Origin of the sequence: Robertmurraya sp. FSL R5-0851 (assembly GCF_038002965.1) — a bacterium.
Taxonomy (GTDB): domain Bacteria; phylum Bacillota; class Bacilli; order Bacillales; family Cytobacillaceae; genus Robertmurraya_A; species Robertmurraya_A beringensis.
In genome coordinates, this window is the sequence record NZ_JBBOOE010000001.1 from 2,177,674 (window position 1) to 2,194,445 (window position 16,772).

Here is a 16,772-nt window from a genome sequence, read left to right on the forward strand (position 1 = left end):
TTGTTGTCGAAAAATTCATATAACAACATTCTATGTTTTCAAATTGATATAAACAATATATAATTTATATTAAATTAATCGAAAATTAATATGAATAGGAGAACAGTCAAAAATGGAGCTTCGACAATTGCGATATTTTATAGAAGTAGCCGAGCGGGAACATATGACGGAAGCAGCCGATAACTTAAACGTGGCACAATCAGCGGTGAGCTATCAAATTACCAAGTTAGAAGAGGAGTTAGGGGTCAAGCTACTCGAACGCGTGGGGAGAAACATTAAGGTTACACAGATTGGGTATATCTTTTTGAAGTATGTCAAAAGCTCCTTAAAAAAACTGGATGAAGCAAAAGAAAAAATAGACGAGTTTCTAGACCCACAAGCCGGAACGATTAAAATTGGTTATCCGACCAGCCTTGCCCGGTACTGGCTTCCAACAGTGATTTCTGCCTATAAGAATGATTTTCCCAATGTATCCTTCCATCTGCGTCAAGGATCGTATGCTAACTTAATCGATGCTGTGAAAAATGGGGAAATTGATTTAGCTTTTCTTGGGCCTGTCCCAACGAATGATCCCGACTTAGAAACAAAGATTTTATTTATGGAAAACATTGTGGCCTTGCTGCCTTCTCTCCACCCATTGGCAGAGAAAGTGCGGATTCCTTTAAGTGATTTGCGAAACGATAAATTCGTGTTATTTCCTAAAGGCTATGTTCTTAGAAAACTTGCCGTAGAGGCGTGTCGAGAAGCAGGATTTGAACCGGAGATTACAACTGAAGGCGAGGATATGGACGCGCTAAAAGGACTCGTTTCCGCCGGAATCGGCGTTAGTTTATTACCAGAGAGCACGTTCTATGACTCTACTCCCCGATTCACGGTCAAAATACCGATCGAAACACCGAAAGCGAGGCGGACGGTTGGGGTTATTATTCCGAAACATCGCGAACTGGCACCAGCTGAGAGAAATTTTTATCAGTTTTTGATTCAGTTTTTTAATCGGTTGGAGCAGTATAAATAGAAGTTTATTAACAAAAAGTACTGGCCGAAATTATATTTGGCCAGTACTTTTTGTTGAATTTATCATAGCAAATTTGTGTTTGTTTCATCTTCAGTCAATTAGAAATCACTAATAATCTCCTATAATAAAAACTTCTTCTCTTCAGAAGTTTCCTCTGCGCTTTCGTTAAAAAACAAAATAATTACTTTGAAGACATTAATTTCCTCTCGCCTATCTCCTTAAGACCTCCACGAATGAACAGCAATACGGCAAGCCATGAAGTAGCCATTAAGATGACATGTCCAAACGGAAACATTCCTGGAATCTTTGTGTCCCAAAGAGCATGTATACCCACGACTAAGATAAACACTTGTAAAAATTGATAATGAAATAACATGTTAAAACGGAAAGGTTGATCCTTTTGTACTCGACAGAACGCAGCACCGGTCAAAGCAGCCCATGCCACATGTCCACCTGGAGCATAGAACCCTCTTAATAGGATCGTTCCATACAGACTTGTTGCATCTCCCGAAAGCAGTGCTCTGAGTGCGTACCCAGCCGTTTCAAAAGCGGCAAAACCTGCTCCAACTGCTGCACCAATAAGCAGTCCGTTTAAAATATATTTGTACCTTCTGTAGTGAACAAACGTAATCACTATGATTGTTTTCGCAAGCTCCTCAATAATTCCAATGGTAATCGGAGTGATGTTGTTTTTCAAAATATCGAAAAACACGAGTGCGATTAACATGGAGAGAATGCCACCAACTAACACCACATACATCACACGGTAAATCGCAATATTCTGGGGTACATTCATTTCCCAAAAGAAAATTAACGTGGTCAACGGAACCCCAAATGCCCCAACAATAATCAGTCCAGGTAAAAAGTTCGCATTTCCAAAGTAACTTGCACCTATGTAAAATCCAGCAAAAACAAGTAGTGCAATGATGAATAACCGAGCAAATAGCCAAGGCTTAGGCCATGTATCTTTTACTTCTGATATTTTGGGTGTTGTAAGTGCTGTTCCAACAATAAACAGTCGTTCCGCTTCTAGTTCACTATGATCAGCAAAAACACGGGAAAAGATATTGACGAATTTTGGTTCAACCGACCGTTCCACCTTTGGAACAACATTTACATAATTGGCAAATTCATAAAAAAAGCTGTTTTCATCCTGTGGTGTATTCATTTTAAGGAACTTTTCACCACAGCTTAAGCAGAACTTCGAACCAGTTGGATTGGCGTAATCACATTGTGAACATTTCAAAAAGTCCCACCTCTGTCAATTTATGTAGCATGGTACAAATATCAAATAGCTCTCATGGGGTAAAAGGATATCAACAAAGAGTATGTCCCAGAATTGGGAAATTATTTATTTTTTCAAGACGACCACGCTCAAGTTTTCCTATAAAAATTGAATCATTAAGTAGTTTACTTTCCGTTTTGAAAAAATGAATACTTATAACAAATTGCATATGCTGTTTCGGTAATGTATTATTGCTACATTAAAGCTTCAATTAACGTATAAAAACGCATGGACAGAATGTTCATCCACGCGTTTTACATTTTCTGATATTTACCTGTTTAACCAATCCCCTGATACATTAATTACTAACACACTCGGACAAGAACTTTAGAGAATGGCAGTTTCTTGTCTAAATAACTACCTTTTTCGGACAAGAGCCTTTGAGAATGACAGTATCCTGTCTGAATACCTGCCTCATTCGGACATGAGGAATCAATAATAGCATTACTCTGTCTAAATGCACTCCTCATTTGAACAAGAACTTTAGGGAATGTCGCTAACTTGTCTGAATAGCTACCTCATTCGGACAAAAGCCTTTGGAAATGGCACTATATTGTCTGAATGCCAGCCCCTTTCGCGTTCACCATACTTTTTGATATGTTGTGTGCATACATTAATTGCGTCTTTATTCTTTAGTAAGTTGCATGTCGTTTCTACCTACCCGATTCGGTATTTCGGCCGGAGCTACAGCAGGTATCATGTTTGTTTCTACTCTATGGGATGCCATAAATGATCCAATTATCAATACCATGTTAGGAATCGTTAGTCAGTTGACTACTTCTTCCACTACTTTTCCTAAAGCTACTGACTACCGTAAACAGAATAGTAGATTATTATAAAAGCAATTATACGTAAGTCACTTATAAAAAAACATAAAGAGGAAGCAGGAGAATCGTCTCCATGCTTCCCGGGCTAATTGCTAATCTAACTTATGCTATAACTTGGTACGGTTTTGTTTTTAACTTAATTGCATGGTTGTTATACAAGTACCGTCATTCTCAAAAGTAGATATTTCGGATTCTACTACTTTTCCATGATGTTCAATTTTTACTTTATAAATTTGATCACGCGGAAGCCATAGATCGAAAAATCCATTACTTTGAGAGACCACTTCTCCATCTAATATTACATTGCCGTCCTTATCTTCAATAAATACATCAAATGTTTCTTCAACCAGTTCACCTTGACAACCTGTCAAGCTATGATTCGTTCAAGGATGAGTTTCATTTAGGTAAGGAGCAATAGAAACAAAAAATTCATCTTCGGGCAAGTCGTAGATTTCCTCATCTCCATCACTTTTCTTCACAATCAGATGTTCAGAAGTAATGGAAGCAGACTCGTTTTTGATTTTTCCTAGACTATAATCACTCACCAATTCTTTGATCTGTTCAATTTCATTTTCTTTTAAAGAAGAAGCTTCCTCATTTGTGCCAGCATTATTACATCCAATCAATACCGCAATGGTTAGTAGGATCGCTAGATAGATTTTGATCTTCAATGATTGTTTCACGCCCTTTCTATACGGATTGATTATATCATCCTACTCTCATTTATGGATAAGTACGGTGGCATTCGACACAATATCTACATTTTTTAGAAATCTATAATTAGTTGAAGATTCCCGCATCTAGGAACAAGGGGGCCGTACTTTTATCGGTTTGGGGATCGGCTTATGCACCCAAGTTAAAAATTAGTCGGAGAAATTCCGCTTAATTAATAATTATGATAAAAAAATCTTAAAATAGAGGGAGGGATTCCGCCTATTGGCTCGAAAAAGTCAAAAAGGAGCGATTTTTCTTTGCATAAGCGGAAAACCTCCCCTTATTTCCCCAAATACGAGCCTCTCTTCTGCATCTAACCGGAAAACTCCGCTTATTTTACCTTTCCTTGCTATTAAGACAAACATCCTATTTAAAAAGGATTTCGATAATCTTCATCGCACTATAATCAGATTTATCTAGTGTTTATTGGAAATACTAAAATTGGATGGCAATATGAAGGAGGGACATTCATGCAACAAAATCAACAAGCTAAAGCGATTAGCAAGCCTGAATTTGCTGGAACAGATGCACAAAAAGTGAAAGAGGAAATAAAAAGTGATGTTAGACAAGGAAAAGGTGCCATGACCTCTCGAGAGGCAGGAGCCATGCAAGATTAAGAACGCTTTGAATCGACTAAATTGATAAAAAAGGGACTCTATTAAGCTTAGATAGAGTCCCTCCCTTTATTTTTATCTATCTAATACGCATGACTCATCACTTCATCCGAAACAATCAACTCCGGCTCGGTCGAGTCAATCACATCCTGTACACTATAGCCTTGTGCCACTTCCACCAGTTTTAATCCATCCTTCGTTACATCAATCACTGCACGATCGGTGATAATTCGATCCACTACCTGTTGGCCAGTTAAAGGCAACGAACATTTTTTTAAAATTTTGGGCTCCCCTGCCTTGTTCACATGCTCCATGATAACAATAATCCTTTTGGCTCCATGAACTAAGTCCATCGCTCCACCCATGCCTTTAATCATTTTCCCCGGTATCATCCAGTTGGCTAAATCACCGTTTTCGGAAACCTCCATCCCACCTAAGATGGCTAAATCGATATGCCCCCCACGGATCATGGCGAATGATTCTGCATTACTAAAGAAACTGGCCCCTTGGATGGCCGTCACCGTTTCTTTTCCGGCGTTAATTAGATCTGGATCTACCTCTTCATTCATTGGATAAGGACCAATCCCTAGTAACCCATTCTCTGATTGTAAAACAACTTGTTTATTTTCAGAAAGATAGTTTGCAACCATCGTTGGCATTCCAATTCCAAGGTTTACGTAGAAACCATCTTGAATTTCTTTTTCCGCTCTTTGTGCAATTTGTATTCTTACGTTTTTCGTCATCTTTGTCCCCTCCTCTATGTTATGCTTGAACCGTAAGTCGTTCGATTCTCTTTTCCTGTTTCCCTACGATAAGTCCTTGAACATAAATACTTGGTGTATGAATTTGATCGGGATCTAGTTCTCCAACTTCTACAATTTCCTCTACCTCAGCAATCGTTATTTTCCCTGCTGCCGCCATCATAGGATTGAAGTTTTGAGCCGTTTTCCGATAAATCACATTGCCCATCTTATCTGCTTTCCACGCTTTTATTAAACTAAAATCCGCCGTTAGAGCCTCTTCTAGTAAATATTCCTTCCCATGAAATTCACTTGTTTCTCTTCCTTCTGCAATAGGTGTGCCCACTCCAGCTGGTGTATAAAAAGCAGGAATACCGGCTCCACCAGCCCGAATTTTCTCAGCTAAAGATCCTTGTGGCGTTAGTTGTACCTCTAATTCTCCGCTTAGTACTTGTCTTTCAAACTCTTTATTTTCACCCACATACGACGAAATCATCTTTTTGATTTGTTTATTTTGGAGTAAAAGTCCAAGTCCCCAATCATCTACACCACAGTTGTTTGAAATGACCGTTAAATCTTTCACGTTCTTCTCACAAAGAGCTTTGATGAGGTTCTCTGGTATTCCCACCAGTCCAAATCCCCCAACCATAAGCGTCATCCCGTCTCTAATGTCTTGTACCGCTTCTTCAAAACTAGTAAAAATCTTTTTCATGTCATTGCACCTCTTTTTCATAGTTTTCTATAATCGTTGAAACTCCCTGGCCACCACCGATGCATAACGTCGCTAAGCCATATTTTCCGTTTCTTCTTTTTAATTCATGAATCAAGGTCGTAAGAATTCTTGCCCCACTGGCTCCAATTGGGTGTCCTAAGGCAATGGCTCCACCATTTACATTGATTTGATTCTTTGAAAATTGAAGCTCTTTTCCAACTGCAAGCGCCTGTGCCGCAAATGCTTCATTGGCTTCAATTAAATCTAGGTCATTGATGCTAAGACCTGCTTTACGCAAGGCTTTTTTCGTGGCTGGAACTGGACCGATTCCCATCACACTTGGGTCTACTGCGGCACTGGCATTAGCACGAATCGTAACTAGTGGTTTAATACCAAGTTCTCTCGCCTTACGAAGACTCATCATGAGAACCGCAGCAGCTCCATCATTAATTCCTGAAGCATTCCCTGCCGTTACACGACCATCCTTTTTAAATGCCGCCCTTAGCTTACCTAGTTTCTCTACTGTGGTTCCCCGCTTCACGTATTCGTCCGTATCAAAAATAATGGGCTCTCCTTTACGTTGCGGTATTTCAACAGCGACTATTTCATCCTTGAATTTCCCTTCGTGTATGGCTTTTACTGCTTTTTCTTGACTCCAGGCGGCAAATTCATCTTGCTCTTGACGCGTCAATTCATATTGGTCACAAAGATTTTCTGCTGTAATTCCCATATGATAATCATTAAACGCACACCACAAACCATCATGAATCATACTGTCTATCAGCTTTTTATCTCCCATTCGGAATCCGTCTCTTGCTTCCATAGATAAGTAAGGTGCTTGACTCATATTTTCCATTCCGCCAGCCACCACGATTTCGGAATCTCCTGTTAAAATCGCTTGAGTTGCTAAATGGACCGCCTTTAATCCTGATCCACACACTTTATTTAACGTAAAAGCAGACACATGCTCAGGAAGCCCTGCAAGAATAGCTGACTGTCGAGCTGGGTTCTGGCCCAGTCCTGCTTGAAGCACATTCCCCATGATCACTTCATCGATTTGTTCCCCTCGAACTCCCACCTGGTCAAGAACCGCTTTGATCACCTGAGAACCTAATTGGACCGCACTAACGTTTTTTAAACTACCACCAAATTGACCGATCGGCGTCCTTAAAGCGCTTACAATTACAACCTCGTTGTTGTTATCTATCCATCTGCGCCTCCCCTTCTACCAATTAATCAGAATTTTTCCATTTATTATTTATTTTAAATTTACAGCATTCTCACTTATGAGTAAAATGAATAATAGTTATATGATTTATTCCAAAATAGAATAAAGTGGGGATGATGGTGGAATTAAAGGATCTACGATATTTTACCGAAGTAGCTTATTATGGAAGCTTTACGAAAGCAGCGGCAAGCACCTATCTCTCACAGCCAACATTAAGCAAATCAATAAAAAAATTAGAATTAGAACTCAACGTAGAACTATTTGAACGTTCGACACGATCATTAATGTTGACTGACACCGGAGAAATTGTCCTTCAGCAAGCTAGAAAAATATTAGGAGCCACAGATGAACTTTCCTGCTTGTTAGATGATTTAATCAACCTGCCAACCGGGAAATTAAGATTGGGATTCCCCCTTTAATTGGAACTCTTTTTTTCCCAGAAATAGCGAAAACCTGTAAACAGCAATATCCACAGGTCTCTTTAGAATTAATTGAACGAGGAGCCAAACGAATTGAACAATTAGTAGAGGAAGGTCAAGTCGATGTAGGCATCATTGTTTTTCCCACGGACGATAGTAAATTCGATATTACTCCGTTTATCAAAGAAGAGTTCATGTTGTATACAAGTACCAAGCATCATCTTGCCACGTTAAAAGAGGTCAGCCTTCAACAACTAGCCGAAGAGAATTTTATTGTGTTTAATCGGGAATTCGCCTTGCACGAACTAGTGATCCAAGAATGTCAGAAAGCGGGCTTTCAACCAAACATCGCTCATGAAAGTTCACAGTGCGATTTAATTACGGAGCTGGTTGGAGCGGAGCTGGGTATTACATTACTACCAAAATCCATCTATAGAAAAATGGATCACAACACTATTCAAATGATTAAATTAACCTCTCCACCGATGTGGGAGCTTGGATTTATCACGAAAAAAGACAGATATCAATCTTTCGCCGTAAGGGCTCTATTGAAGGTTGTAAATGAAAAAGAAAACACATAACCAAACGAACGGAAAAAAGCTCGAAATCATTCGAGCTTTCCACGCGTAGAATCTGCCCACATGTTAACGGGACTTAGTGGGGAACTAGTCTTTTCTCAAACGCCCCTGATAATCCCGCTCAATCCCCTCTTTCCAACTTCGGTCGATTTTCTTCCCGCTACGAAGTTTTATTACAGCCTCACTTACCATTTCATAATTTAATTGTGTTCCCTTGTTGTCGGCATGGTATTCTACCGCGAAGTCTTGTTCAATTCCAAACTGTTCGGCGGTTGCGATGGCATCAATATTTGCCCCTAGAAACATAAATTCCCATCCATATTTCTCTTTTTGATGTGTAATCATTTTCTTGATTTTTTCAGGAGTAAATTCACGACTAGCATTTTCCATTCCATCGGTGGTAATGACGAATAGGACTTGATTCGCTCGCTCATCTGCACTTGTGTGTTTTTGTACATTCACGATTTTTTGGATAGAAAATCCAATTGCATCCAGTAAGGCCGTTGTCCCTGCTACCTCATAGTCACGCTCCGTAATAGAAGAGATGCCTTTTACGTTGATTCGATCATGTAGGAGTTCATACTGATGGTTGAATAATATCGTCGTAACAAAAGCTTCCCCTTCTGCTTTTTTCTGTTTGTTTAGCATGGAATTATAGCCACCGATTGTATCCTTTTCGAGTCCAGCCATGGAACCACTTTTATCTAGGATAAACACCACTTCTGTTACATTCTTTTTCATTCTTGAAATCCTCCACTTCCTTTATTTATACATGTAGGATATCAAGATTGGAAAAAGAAAAGGTCGCTTCAAAAGCGACATTTACGCACCTAATAATGGTTGATCAAAAGCAAATAATGCCTCATTGATTTCGTGAATATTATACTTGCCTTGTTGAATGAAAAATTCAATAATTACATCTAATTTACTGCTCCGCGACAAAGTATATCCGGCTGCAGACAGCAAATCGTTGGTTTCGTGTACATCTAGATGTAAAGCAATGGCAAAGGCAAGGGCTGTTTTCTTTGTAGGCGTGTAATCTAGTTTATTTCGAATTTTTGAGAACAAGCGACGATCCACATTCGCCCTTCGGTAGGTCTCCACATCTGTCATACCTTTTTCGTCAATCAGCCGAAGCAGACGTTCTGAGAATGACTCATCGAGTTCCTCTACTAGATCTACTAGGTTAAGCTCACTCTTTATTTCGTAACCATCTTCTGGAATAGTGTGAATCTCTTGCAAATCTTCCGTCATAAATCGGTCTTGTCGGCGATGAAACGTAAGTTCTACTTCCTCAACATAGTGTTCATCAATATATTCATAGATTGAGGAGAAAAGCTTTTGACTTAAACCAAATGAGGCTTGATCGAACACAACTAAATAAACAAGCATGTCATTGTGTAAAAGAAAATGACTTATCGTAGAAACGGCAATTTGTAAGGCCTCTTCTTTTGGAAATCCATAGATTCCCGTCGAAATTAGTGGGAAGGCGATAGACTTACATTGATTTTTCTTAGCTAGCATTAAAGAGTGCTCGTATGAGTTCTTCAGGAGTTCTGATTCTTGATGTGAGCCATCCTTCCAAATGGGGCCAGGTGTATGTATGATGTATTTGGCAGGCAAATGAAATCCATCTGTAATGACAGCCTGACCAACCGGACAGCGTCCAATCTTTTCACAAGCATGTGTTAGCTCCTTCACACCAGCCGCTTGGAAAATAGCCCCACAAACACCACCGCCCATTCTTAATTCCGTATTCGCAGCATTTACAATCGCATCTACCTTCATCTTTGTCAGATCATGGCGGATGATTTCTAATGGCATGAATGTAGTCTCCTTTCATTTTAAGACTTAAAATATCTCACTATGTAGAGCTTAATTTTCATAGGTATTTTCTTTGACTGAAAACAAGGAATACACTCTTTTTATGTTGTTAATTATATCTCAACATGATATGATTTTAAATAATAAAGAATCTTAATACGATATAAACAAGGAGGGGTTTATATGTGGGAACTCTTGTATCCTACTAGTATTACAGGAATAATATTATTCTTGATTGGTTCGTTTTTGACTGTAAATTCATACATCGACAATTACAGGTCCAAACATAGATAATATGAACTAATTACCCTTTCCGATTTTAAAGCATTATGCCTTTATCCTTTGCTATTGTGAATAAAAAACGAACACCTGCCAAGACGTGTTCGTTTAAAATTATCTAAGCACGGCCCCTTAGAAACACCTCTTCAACAAAATGATAAAATTTCTCCTCTGCTTCGGAATGTGTCTTGACTGTAAAAAGCAACGTTTTTTCCGGATACTCAGGATTCTCCTCTTCCTTAGAAAAATCCTCAAAAAAGATATCCCACATCCCTTGGTCATTTTTAAACCCAATCGCTTCTATATATTCACTCTGTTCTTCAACGTAATAGCCAATATGCCAATGACGCCCTTTTAAATGTTCCTGGATTTCGTCTGCATACGGTTCAAAGGAAGTCTCTATATCGATTAATTCCATTCCTTTGGATAGGTGTTTACTTTGAATAGGAACGGGTTCAGGAAGATCTTCATTATCATATAAAATGCCTGCCAAAGAGTAAGCCAAATCTTTTTTTGCGTTTTTTATCGCTTGCCGTTTGGTTTCTCCTCGAGATAAAGGAAAGTCCCAACCAGCTTCAGAAAACAAAGTGGGGAAATAAACACCAAACACTCCGTCATCGTCCTGTTGTATAAATGCTGGATAAACAAATTTTTCGCAATTAATGATAGTCACCAACCCTTTACTTCTTCTTATATTTTTCTTGATATTAAATCTTTCCTGAAACTGCTTCGTAGAAAAAAAGAGTAGTATTCACGTCAAAACGTAAAATACTACTCTGTTTCACTATAAAAATACGTCCGATCCATTGAAAAACGAAAGATCTTATGGTAAATTTATATAGATACACATTGTAAAATTAAAATTTTGTATATTTTCCCTACTTTAATTATACAACATAACTCTTTCGTTCGTCAACCCCCATTATTTATTTTTTAAGGAGTGTTTGCCTATGAATTCAGCGTTACAGCAGGAGCAAAAACGAGTGGAAAGTGTCATGCAAGTGATTAAGGATCACATCAGCAAATTGGAGGAAGAAACAACTCAGCATCGGAACGAAGTCGTTCATATCCGCAAACACTTTTGGGATGAAATCAAGGTGAATCTTGATACCTTTGACGATTTTCTTGAAACCATCATTGGGTTGAGACAAGAGGCACAGGCTCTTTCGGTAAGTCAAAGCAGCCACAAACATGCTTCCAAGAGATTGACTACACTGCGCCGAATGAAAGAGGTTCCCTACTTCGGCCGAATTGATTTCCTGGAAGAAGGAAATCCCACTCAGGAGCATATCTATATCGGAATCTCTACTCTTACAGATGAAAGTGGCGAGTATTTCCTTATTTATGACTGGAGAGCACCAGTCTCGAGTATCTATTACGATTACCAGCCCGGCCCGGCTCAGTATGTTACACCTGGAGGTACGATTCAAGGCATTTTGGAGAAAAAGTGGCAATATTTAATCCGTGGTGGCGTTCTTCAATCGATGTTTGATACAAGTCTCACCATTGGAGATGAGGTTTTACAGCAGGTATTAGGAAATGGAACGGACAAACATATGCACAATATCGTAGCCACCATTCAACAGGAGCAAAATCGAATCATCCGTCATGATCGTGGAAGACTGCTTATCGTTCACGGTGCAGCTGGAAGTGGCAAGACATCAGCTGCCCTACAGCGGATTGCTTATTTGCTCTACAAATATCGAGATCATCTGAATGCGGATCAAATTATTCTATTTTCCCCTAATTCCATGTTTAATAGTTACGTGTCCAATGTGCTACCGGAACTTGGCGAAGAAAATATGCAACAAGTCACCTTTCAGGAATACTTGGACCACCGACTAAGTAAAGAGTTTCACATTGAAAATCCCTACGAGCAATTGGAATATGTGTTAACGGCCACAAATACCCCTTCGTACCAATCAAGGGTAGCGAGCATCCGCTTCAAAGCATCTCTTCTTTTCTTTGAAGCGCTACATTCCTACAGAAAATCTCTGGAATTATCTGGCATGGTATTCAAGGACATTATGTTTAGAGGAAGGCCGATTGTGACCGCTCAACAAATTTCAGACAGGTTTTATCATACCGATACCTCCCTGCACTTCCCAAACAGGATTGAAAGATTAAAGGATTGGCTCGTGAAGCTAATCAATAAAGCCGAAAAAGATGAACGAACGAAGTCATGGGTTCAGGAGGAAATCGAGTTGCTAAGTAATGAGGAATACCATAAGGCACATACCTTCTTAGCGAAAAAACGAGGATTCACAAGGGAAGAAATGGTCGATTATGAAATCGAGCCGGACGCATTGGCCCGATTGATTGTTCACCAGAAATGGAAGCCGTTGCGAAAACGCGTTCGGGCGTTGTATTTTGTAGACAGCTTTTTGCGGATCCTGAAGAAATCCATCAGTGGATTGACGGCGAAACACCCGCCGAGTGGGCGGAGATTTGCCAAACGACGATCGAAAGGCTTGATGAAGGCAAATTAACGTACGAAGATGCTACCCCGTTCTTACTCATGCAAGAGCTGATTCTTGGCTTTCATTCAAACGGCTCGATCAAGCACGTACTTGTTGACGAGGCGCAGGATTATTCACCGTTTCAATTCGAGTTTCTCAAGCGTTTATTTCCTTCAGCAAAAATGACTGTGCTAGGTGACTTTAACCAAGCAATTTTTGCCCATGCCAGAGAAATGAATGATTTCCATCCTCTTATCAACTTATATGGACAGAGTGAAACGGAAGTCATCAATATGGCAAAAAGCTACCGATCCACCAAACCGATCATCGAATTTACCCGTAATCTAGTGCCTAATGGTGATAAGATTATCCCTTTTGAACGCGACGGAGAACTACCCGTGCTAACACAAGTGCTTGATCACAGAGAGCTGCACCGCTCCATCGTTTCCAAAGTCGCCACATTAAGAAGTCTTCATTATAATAGTATTGCGATCATATGCAAATCCGCTGAGGAAAGTAAGTGTGCCTATGAAGCTTTGTCCGACATCGACGGCATTAAGCTTTTAAGGAGTGGCTCGATCGAATATGAACAAGGAGTGGTTGTTATTCCGTCGTATTTATCCAAAGGCATCGAATTCGAAGCGGTCATTATTTATGACGCTTCAGAGAAAGTTTACGGAGTTGAGAGTCTTCGTAGAGTTTTCTACACCGCCTGCACGAGAGCCATGCATAAATTGCAGCTTTACAGTGTAGGTGAACCAACTCCATTCTTGCGAAATAACAGGCAAGGAACGTTCGTTCAAGCATGAGGTTGAAAGGTAATAAGGCCGGCTTACATAGCCGGCCTTATCCCTTTATAATTCCAACCCATTTAATAGATTTCTTAATTCTTTCAATTCCTCTACCGTTAACGTGACACCTTTACCCATTTTCTCATGTTCAGGAGCCCATTCGCGGAGGTCGTACTTAGGTGCTTTTCCATTCCAACTAATCAGGTTTAACTCCTTTGACCATCCTTTAGGAGAGTGCGAAATCGAACCGATTGTTTCTTGAATTTCATACTTAATTTCTGCCATCCTCTTACCTCCCACCTCTTAAAATCAAGAATATATGGAGCGCTGTTCGTTCGCTCGTTTAAAGGTAATCCCTGTATCTATTGCCGCAAAATGTTTTTCACCGCACCGAATTTTCGCCATTTCTGTCGTACGTACACCTTCCGCTGACGTGCTGCCTTTCGTTTCAACAATAAAATAGAGCTTGTCCGTTCCTTCTTGCTCCAAAGATAGTGCCCAGTCAGGGTTATATCTTCCTAACGGAGTTTTGATTTTAAACTCTTGTGGAAGTTTGATGTAAAATTTTACGTTTTTATCGGTTTCACAAGCCTGTGCAAAGTCTCTTTCTACATTTGAATCCACCACAACATGGTCATATGGAGAGCGATTGTCATGCACACGAACGATTGAATCCGTATAGCTCTCAATATCTTCTTGTACAAATAAGGATTGTTCATACACTTCACCATGTGGCAATTTCTCATATTTAATTCCATCAACCATAGCTAATCGTTTGGCGGAATTAATGATACGAGCGGTTTCCATCATATACGTTTGTGGGTTTCGTTTAAAATCACGCAACGTATCACTTTGTTTTAGGATGGCAATTAATGTCTTACGTGTTAACTTTGTTTCATTCTGTAGAAAAGTCAAAATGTCAGGAGCTTTTTTGTACTGGTTTTCAGACATCGCGAATGGTGTTTGCTCTTCAACAATTGTTTCAATCCCTGCCCCCGTTGTTTCTAATCGATGACGCTCGTATTCAAGCTTTACCATTCGAATTTCTAGTTCATCACTTAATTTACTTGCCGCTTGTTCTATAAAAGCCTTCGAATTCAATTGAATCGAGTAACTGGTTTTATACTTGATTCGCTCCCACAGCTCTAAAAATGGACCAGCAAGAGCTTCCTTATTTAATTTAACCGAAACTTTTTTGGCATTGTCTTTAATTTCAATCTTATCCACATTGAACTTTTGCCCAATGGCCGCAATAATCTTCTCTTTCATATCCACTGCCATTTCTTTAAAGCTCTCCGGAATATCAAAAGAACCGTCTTTTATCGCTTTCGCCAAGCTTTCCGTCCCTTTATTTTTGGCATCTACGAAGTTTTGGTCTTTCAAATACCCCACCAGTTCTTTTGATTTTTCATGGCCAAGTGGCGTTTTAAATCCTGTTTCTTCGTCCACTTCAACGACTAAGGAGCTAAATATATCCGCTGTAAACAGCCCGAAATCAACGCCTTCTTCCTCGTATTCTTGCTGAAGCCCTTTGGCAAATTCGTCGTAACTTTCATTAGCCATAATGGTTAGCGTGTTAACATCAAACCCTGGCATACGTTCCCCGTTTTGATTCACCGCAATCCGTAAACCACGTCCGATCTTTTGTCGTTTCGTAATGGTATCTCTTGTCTCAATCAGTGTACAGATTTGAAACACGTTAGGATTATCCCAACCTTCTTTTAATGCGGAGTGAGAGAAAATAAAGCGTAGCTTATGAGCTTTTTTAACATTTCCCTTTGACTCGTCATAAAAAGTAAGCAAATCCTCTTTATCTTTCATAATGATTTGGTACGTACTCTCATCCGCTTGACTTGAACCATTTGTATTTTTATAGCGGCCTTTATCAACCGAAAAATACCCATCATGAATTTCTGAAACTGGAATATGACGGTCGCGCAACACTTTATATTTCTCCGAGGAAATCACATCTTCATACTCTTCTTCAAAGATGGTTGCATATTCTCCATTGACCACTTTATTATTTTCATCATACTGACGATAACTTGATACATTATCTAAAAAGAAGAGACTCAATACCTTAATCCCGAGTGGATTCAGCTTCAGTTCCTTATTTAGGTGCTCTTCAATGGTTTTTCGAATTTGTCCACGTTTCAAATACAGATCATTCTCTAGCACTTCACTCAATCGGATGATGGACGGATTTCCTGAGAACTCGATATATTCATTTCCGGGTTCAGCAGAGATATCTTTTACAAAGCCGACTTGTTCGTAAGCGGCAATCCGTTTGGACTTCAAGTAGAGATCATCGTCTTTTTTAAGCTTGATTTCTTTTTTCTCAATCGAAGTTTTGTTTTTGACAAGCATCTCAATGGTGGCTGTAATCGAAGCTTTTGTCGATTTGATTCCCTTCAACATCATGTATGCTTCGTTGCCGTCAATTGATTTTTTGATTCCTGCCACTTCTATTTGTTTTACCAGCTTTTGCTGATAGGCTTCTACCGGACCAAGTTTATAGAGCAAAGGATAGCTCTTATTTTTATGCGTTGCTGAAAAACGAAAGACGATTGAAGGGTTTAGTGCTGCAATCGCTTGTTGCGCATTTTCCGTGTTATCGACACTTTGAGGTTCATCAATAATCACGATAGGATTCGTTTCACTAACTAATTCTTTCGGTGAAATTCCGTATAAAGCATCCATGTCCGTACGATTAAAAATATTATCATTGCTGTTAAATGACTGAATATTAATAATCATGATTTCGATATCCTCATTTGTTGCAAAGGCCTGTACATGATTGAGGTTTTTACTATCATACATAAATGCCCGATACACAATACCCTGCATTTGTGATTTAAAATAATCTTTGGTGATACCAATCGATTTCATTACCCCTTCTTTGATCGCAACCGAAGGGACGACAATAATAAACTTGGTAAACCCATACTTTCTGTTGAGTTCAAGAATGGATTTTAAATAGACAAAGGTTTTTCCTGTTCCTGTTTCCATTTCGATATTAAACTGTGGAGTGGGCATCGGAATGGACTCTGAAATGGGAATTCCTTGCTCAATTTGAATCTGCTGTACATTTTGTAATAATTTGCTTACGGATAAATCAATCTTATTTCCGATCCCCTTATCACCAAATAACTTTCCTTGTGCATCTTGATCCATAATGGTAAATTCAGATTTCCGTACTTGTTGACCATCGAATGCATTGATAATGGAGTTAATCGCATCACTCTGGTAACTAAGCTCATCAAATTGGATCTTCATTCCACTCACCT

The 16,772-nt window shown here is 39.3% G+C and carries 13 protein-coding genes and 2 pseudogenes; 5 read left to right on the top strand and 10 right to left on the bottom strand.

From position 1 onward, the window contains the following. Window positions 1–112 precede the first annotated feature (112 nt). A complete protein-coding gene (locus MKX65_RS11060; protein WP_160548061.1) occupies window positions 113–1,015 on the top strand; it encodes a LysR substrate-binding domain-containing protein in 903 nt (300 codons plus the stop codon). Window positions 1,016–1,196: 181 nt separating this feature from the next. On the opposite strand, the gene MKX65_RS11065 is transcribed toward MKX65_RS11060, so the two are convergent. Next, on the bottom strand, window positions 1,197–2,261 hold the full coding sequence (locus tag MKX65_RS11065) for a PrsW family glutamic-type intramembrane protease (protein ID WP_340903636.1): 1,065 nt from the start codon (window positions 2,259–2,261) through the stop codon (window positions 1,197–1,199). A 737-nt stretch (window positions 2,262–2,998) separates the two neighbouring features. Between MKX65_RS11065 and MKX65_RS11070 the strand changes: the two genes are divergently transcribed. Next, window positions 2,999–3,139 carry a hypothetical protein gene (locus MKX65_RS11070; protein WP_160548063.1) on the top strand — a complete coding sequence of 47 codons (141 nt, stop codon included), beginning with the start codon at window positions 2,999–3,001 and terminating at the stop codon, window positions 3,137–3,139. A 119-nt stretch (window positions 3,140–3,258) separates the two neighbouring features. Here MKX65_RS11070 and MKX65_RS11075 read toward each other — a convergent pair whose 3' ends face one another. Next, window positions 3,259–3,798 carry a CueP family metal-binding protein gene (locus MKX65_RS11075; RefSeq protein WP_340903638.1) on the bottom strand — a complete coding sequence of 180 codons (540 nt, stop codon included), beginning with the start codon at window positions 3,796–3,798 and terminating at the stop codon, window positions 3,259–3,261. A 513-nt stretch (window positions 3,799–4,311) separates the two neighbouring features. Here MKX65_RS11075 and MKX65_RS11080 point away from each other — a divergent pair. Continuing rightward, window positions 4,312–4,458 (top strand): hypothetical protein, encoded by a 147-nt coding sequence (locus tag MKX65_RS11080; protein ID WP_340903639.1) that lies wholly within the window; start codon window positions 4,312–4,314, stop codon window positions 4,456–4,458. An 80-nt stretch (window positions 4,459–4,538) separates the two neighbouring features. Here the strand turns inward: MKX65_RS11080 and MKX65_RS11085 are convergent, their stop codons facing one another. The 3 genes from MKX65_RS11085 to MKX65_RS11095 are packed head-to-tail and all read right to left on the bottom strand — an operon-like array spanning window position 4,539 to window position 7,114. Then, window positions 4,539–5,198 carry a 3-oxoacid CoA-transferase subunit B gene (locus tag MKX65_RS11085; protein ID WP_160548066.1) on the bottom strand — a complete coding sequence of 220 codons (660 nt, stop codon included), beginning with the start codon at window positions 5,196–5,198 and terminating at the stop codon, window positions 4,539–4,541. Between the two features lie 19 nt (window positions 5,199–5,217). Beyond that, complete coding sequence (locus MKX65_RS11090) at window positions 5,218–5,907, bottom strand: 3-oxoacid CoA-transferase subunit A (protein WP_160548067.1); 690 nt, start codon at window positions 5,905–5,907, stop codon at window positions 5,218–5,220. A gap of 1 nt (window position 5,908) precedes the next feature. Beyond that, the gene (locus MKX65_RS11095; protein WP_340906221.1) at window positions 5,909–7,114 is read right to left on the bottom strand and encodes an acetyl-CoA C-acetyltransferase; all 1,206 of its coding nucleotides are present in this window, start codon (window positions 7,112–7,114) and stop codon (window positions 5,909–5,911) included. Between the two features lie 140 nt (window positions 7,115–7,254). On the opposite strand from MKX65_RS11095, the pseudogene MKX65_RS11100 reads away from it, so the two are divergent. Then, window positions 7,255–8,135, top strand: a pseudogene (locus MKX65_RS11100) (LysR family transcriptional regulator). A gap of 84 nt (window positions 8,136–8,219) precedes the next feature. On the opposite strand, the gene MKX65_RS11105 reads toward MKX65_RS11100, so the two are convergent. The 3 genes from MKX65_RS11105 to MKX65_RS11115 form a co-directional block, all read right to left on the bottom strand. After that, complete coding sequence (locus MKX65_RS11105; RefSeq protein ID WP_340903641.1) at window positions 8,220–8,873, bottom strand: vWA domain-containing protein; 654 nt, start codon at window positions 8,871–8,873, stop codon at window positions 8,220–8,222. An 81-nt stretch (window positions 8,874–8,954) separates the two neighbouring features. Next, complete coding sequence (locus tag MKX65_RS11110) at window positions 8,955–9,956, bottom strand: macro domain-containing protein (protein WP_340903644.1); 1,002 nt, start codon at window positions 9,954–9,956, stop codon at window positions 8,955–8,957. 397 nt (window positions 9,957–10,353) lie between these two features. Then, on the bottom strand, window positions 10,354–10,908 hold the full coding sequence (locus MKX65_RS11115) for a type II toxin-antitoxin system HicB family antitoxin (RefSeq protein ID WP_340903645.1): 555 nt from the start codon (window positions 10,906–10,908) through the stop codon (window positions 10,354–10,356). 277 nt (window positions 10,909–11,185) lie between these two features. Here MKX65_RS11115 and helD point away from each other — a divergent pair. Next, window positions 11,186–13,503, top strand: a pseudogene (helD, locus tag MKX65_RS11120) (RNA polymerase recycling motor HelD). Window positions 13,504–13,548: 45 nt separating this feature from the next. Here the strand turns inward: helD and MKX65_RS11125 are convergent. Together MKX65_RS11125 and MKX65_RS11130 are read right to left on the bottom strand one after the other, a co-directional pair. After that, window positions 13,549–13,770 (bottom strand): PC4/YdbC family ssDNA-binding protein, encoded by a 222-nt coding sequence (locus MKX65_RS11125; RefSeq protein WP_160548073.1) that lies wholly within the window; start codon window positions 13,768–13,770, stop codon window positions 13,549–13,551. A 24-nt stretch (window positions 13,771–13,794) separates the two neighbouring features. Continuing rightward, entirely contained in the window at window positions 13,795–16,761 is a 2,967-nt protein-coding gene (locus MKX65_RS11130; RefSeq protein WP_160548074.1) for a restriction endonuclease, read from the bottom strand. Window positions 16,762–16,772: the final 11 nt, after the last annotated feature.

Excerpts from the sequence above, each read along its gene's own strand:
- MKX65_RS11060 (WP_160548061.1), top strand. The coding sequence starts at position 113 with ATGGAGCTTCGACAATTGCGATATTTTATAGAAGTAGCCGAGCGGGAA.
- MKX65_RS11070 (WP_160548063.1), top strand. The coding sequence starts at position 2,999 with ATGTTTGTTTCTACTCTATGGGATGCCATAAATGATCCAATTATCAAT.
- MKX65_RS11080 (WP_340903639.1), top strand. The coding sequence starts at position 4,312 with ATGCAACAAAATCAACAAGCTAAAGCGATTAGCAAGCCTGAATTTGCT.
- MKX65_RS11085 (WP_160548066.1), bottom strand. The coding sequence starts at position 5,198 with ATGACGAAAAACGTAAGAATACAAATTGCACAAAGAGCGGAAAAAGAA.
- MKX65_RS11090 (WP_160548067.1), bottom strand. The coding sequence starts at position 5,907 with ATGAAAAAGATTTTTACTAGTTTTGAAGAAGCGGTACAAGACATTAGA.
- MKX65_RS11105 (WP_340903641.1), bottom strand. The coding sequence starts at position 8,873 with ATGAAAAAGAATGTAACAGAAGTGGTGTTTATCCTAGATAAAAGTGGT.
- MKX65_RS11110 (WP_340903644.1), bottom strand. The coding sequence starts at position 9,956 with ATGCCATTAGAAATCATCCGCCATGATCTGACAAAGATGAAGGTAGAT.
- MKX65_RS11125 (WP_160548073.1), bottom strand. The coding sequence starts at position 13,770 with ATGGCAGAAATTAAGTATGAAATTCAAGAAACAATCGGTTCGATTTCG.
- MKX65_RS11130 (WP_160548074.1), bottom strand. The coding sequence starts at position 16,761 with ATGAAGATCCAATTTGATGAGCTTAGTTACCAGAGTGATGCGATTAAC.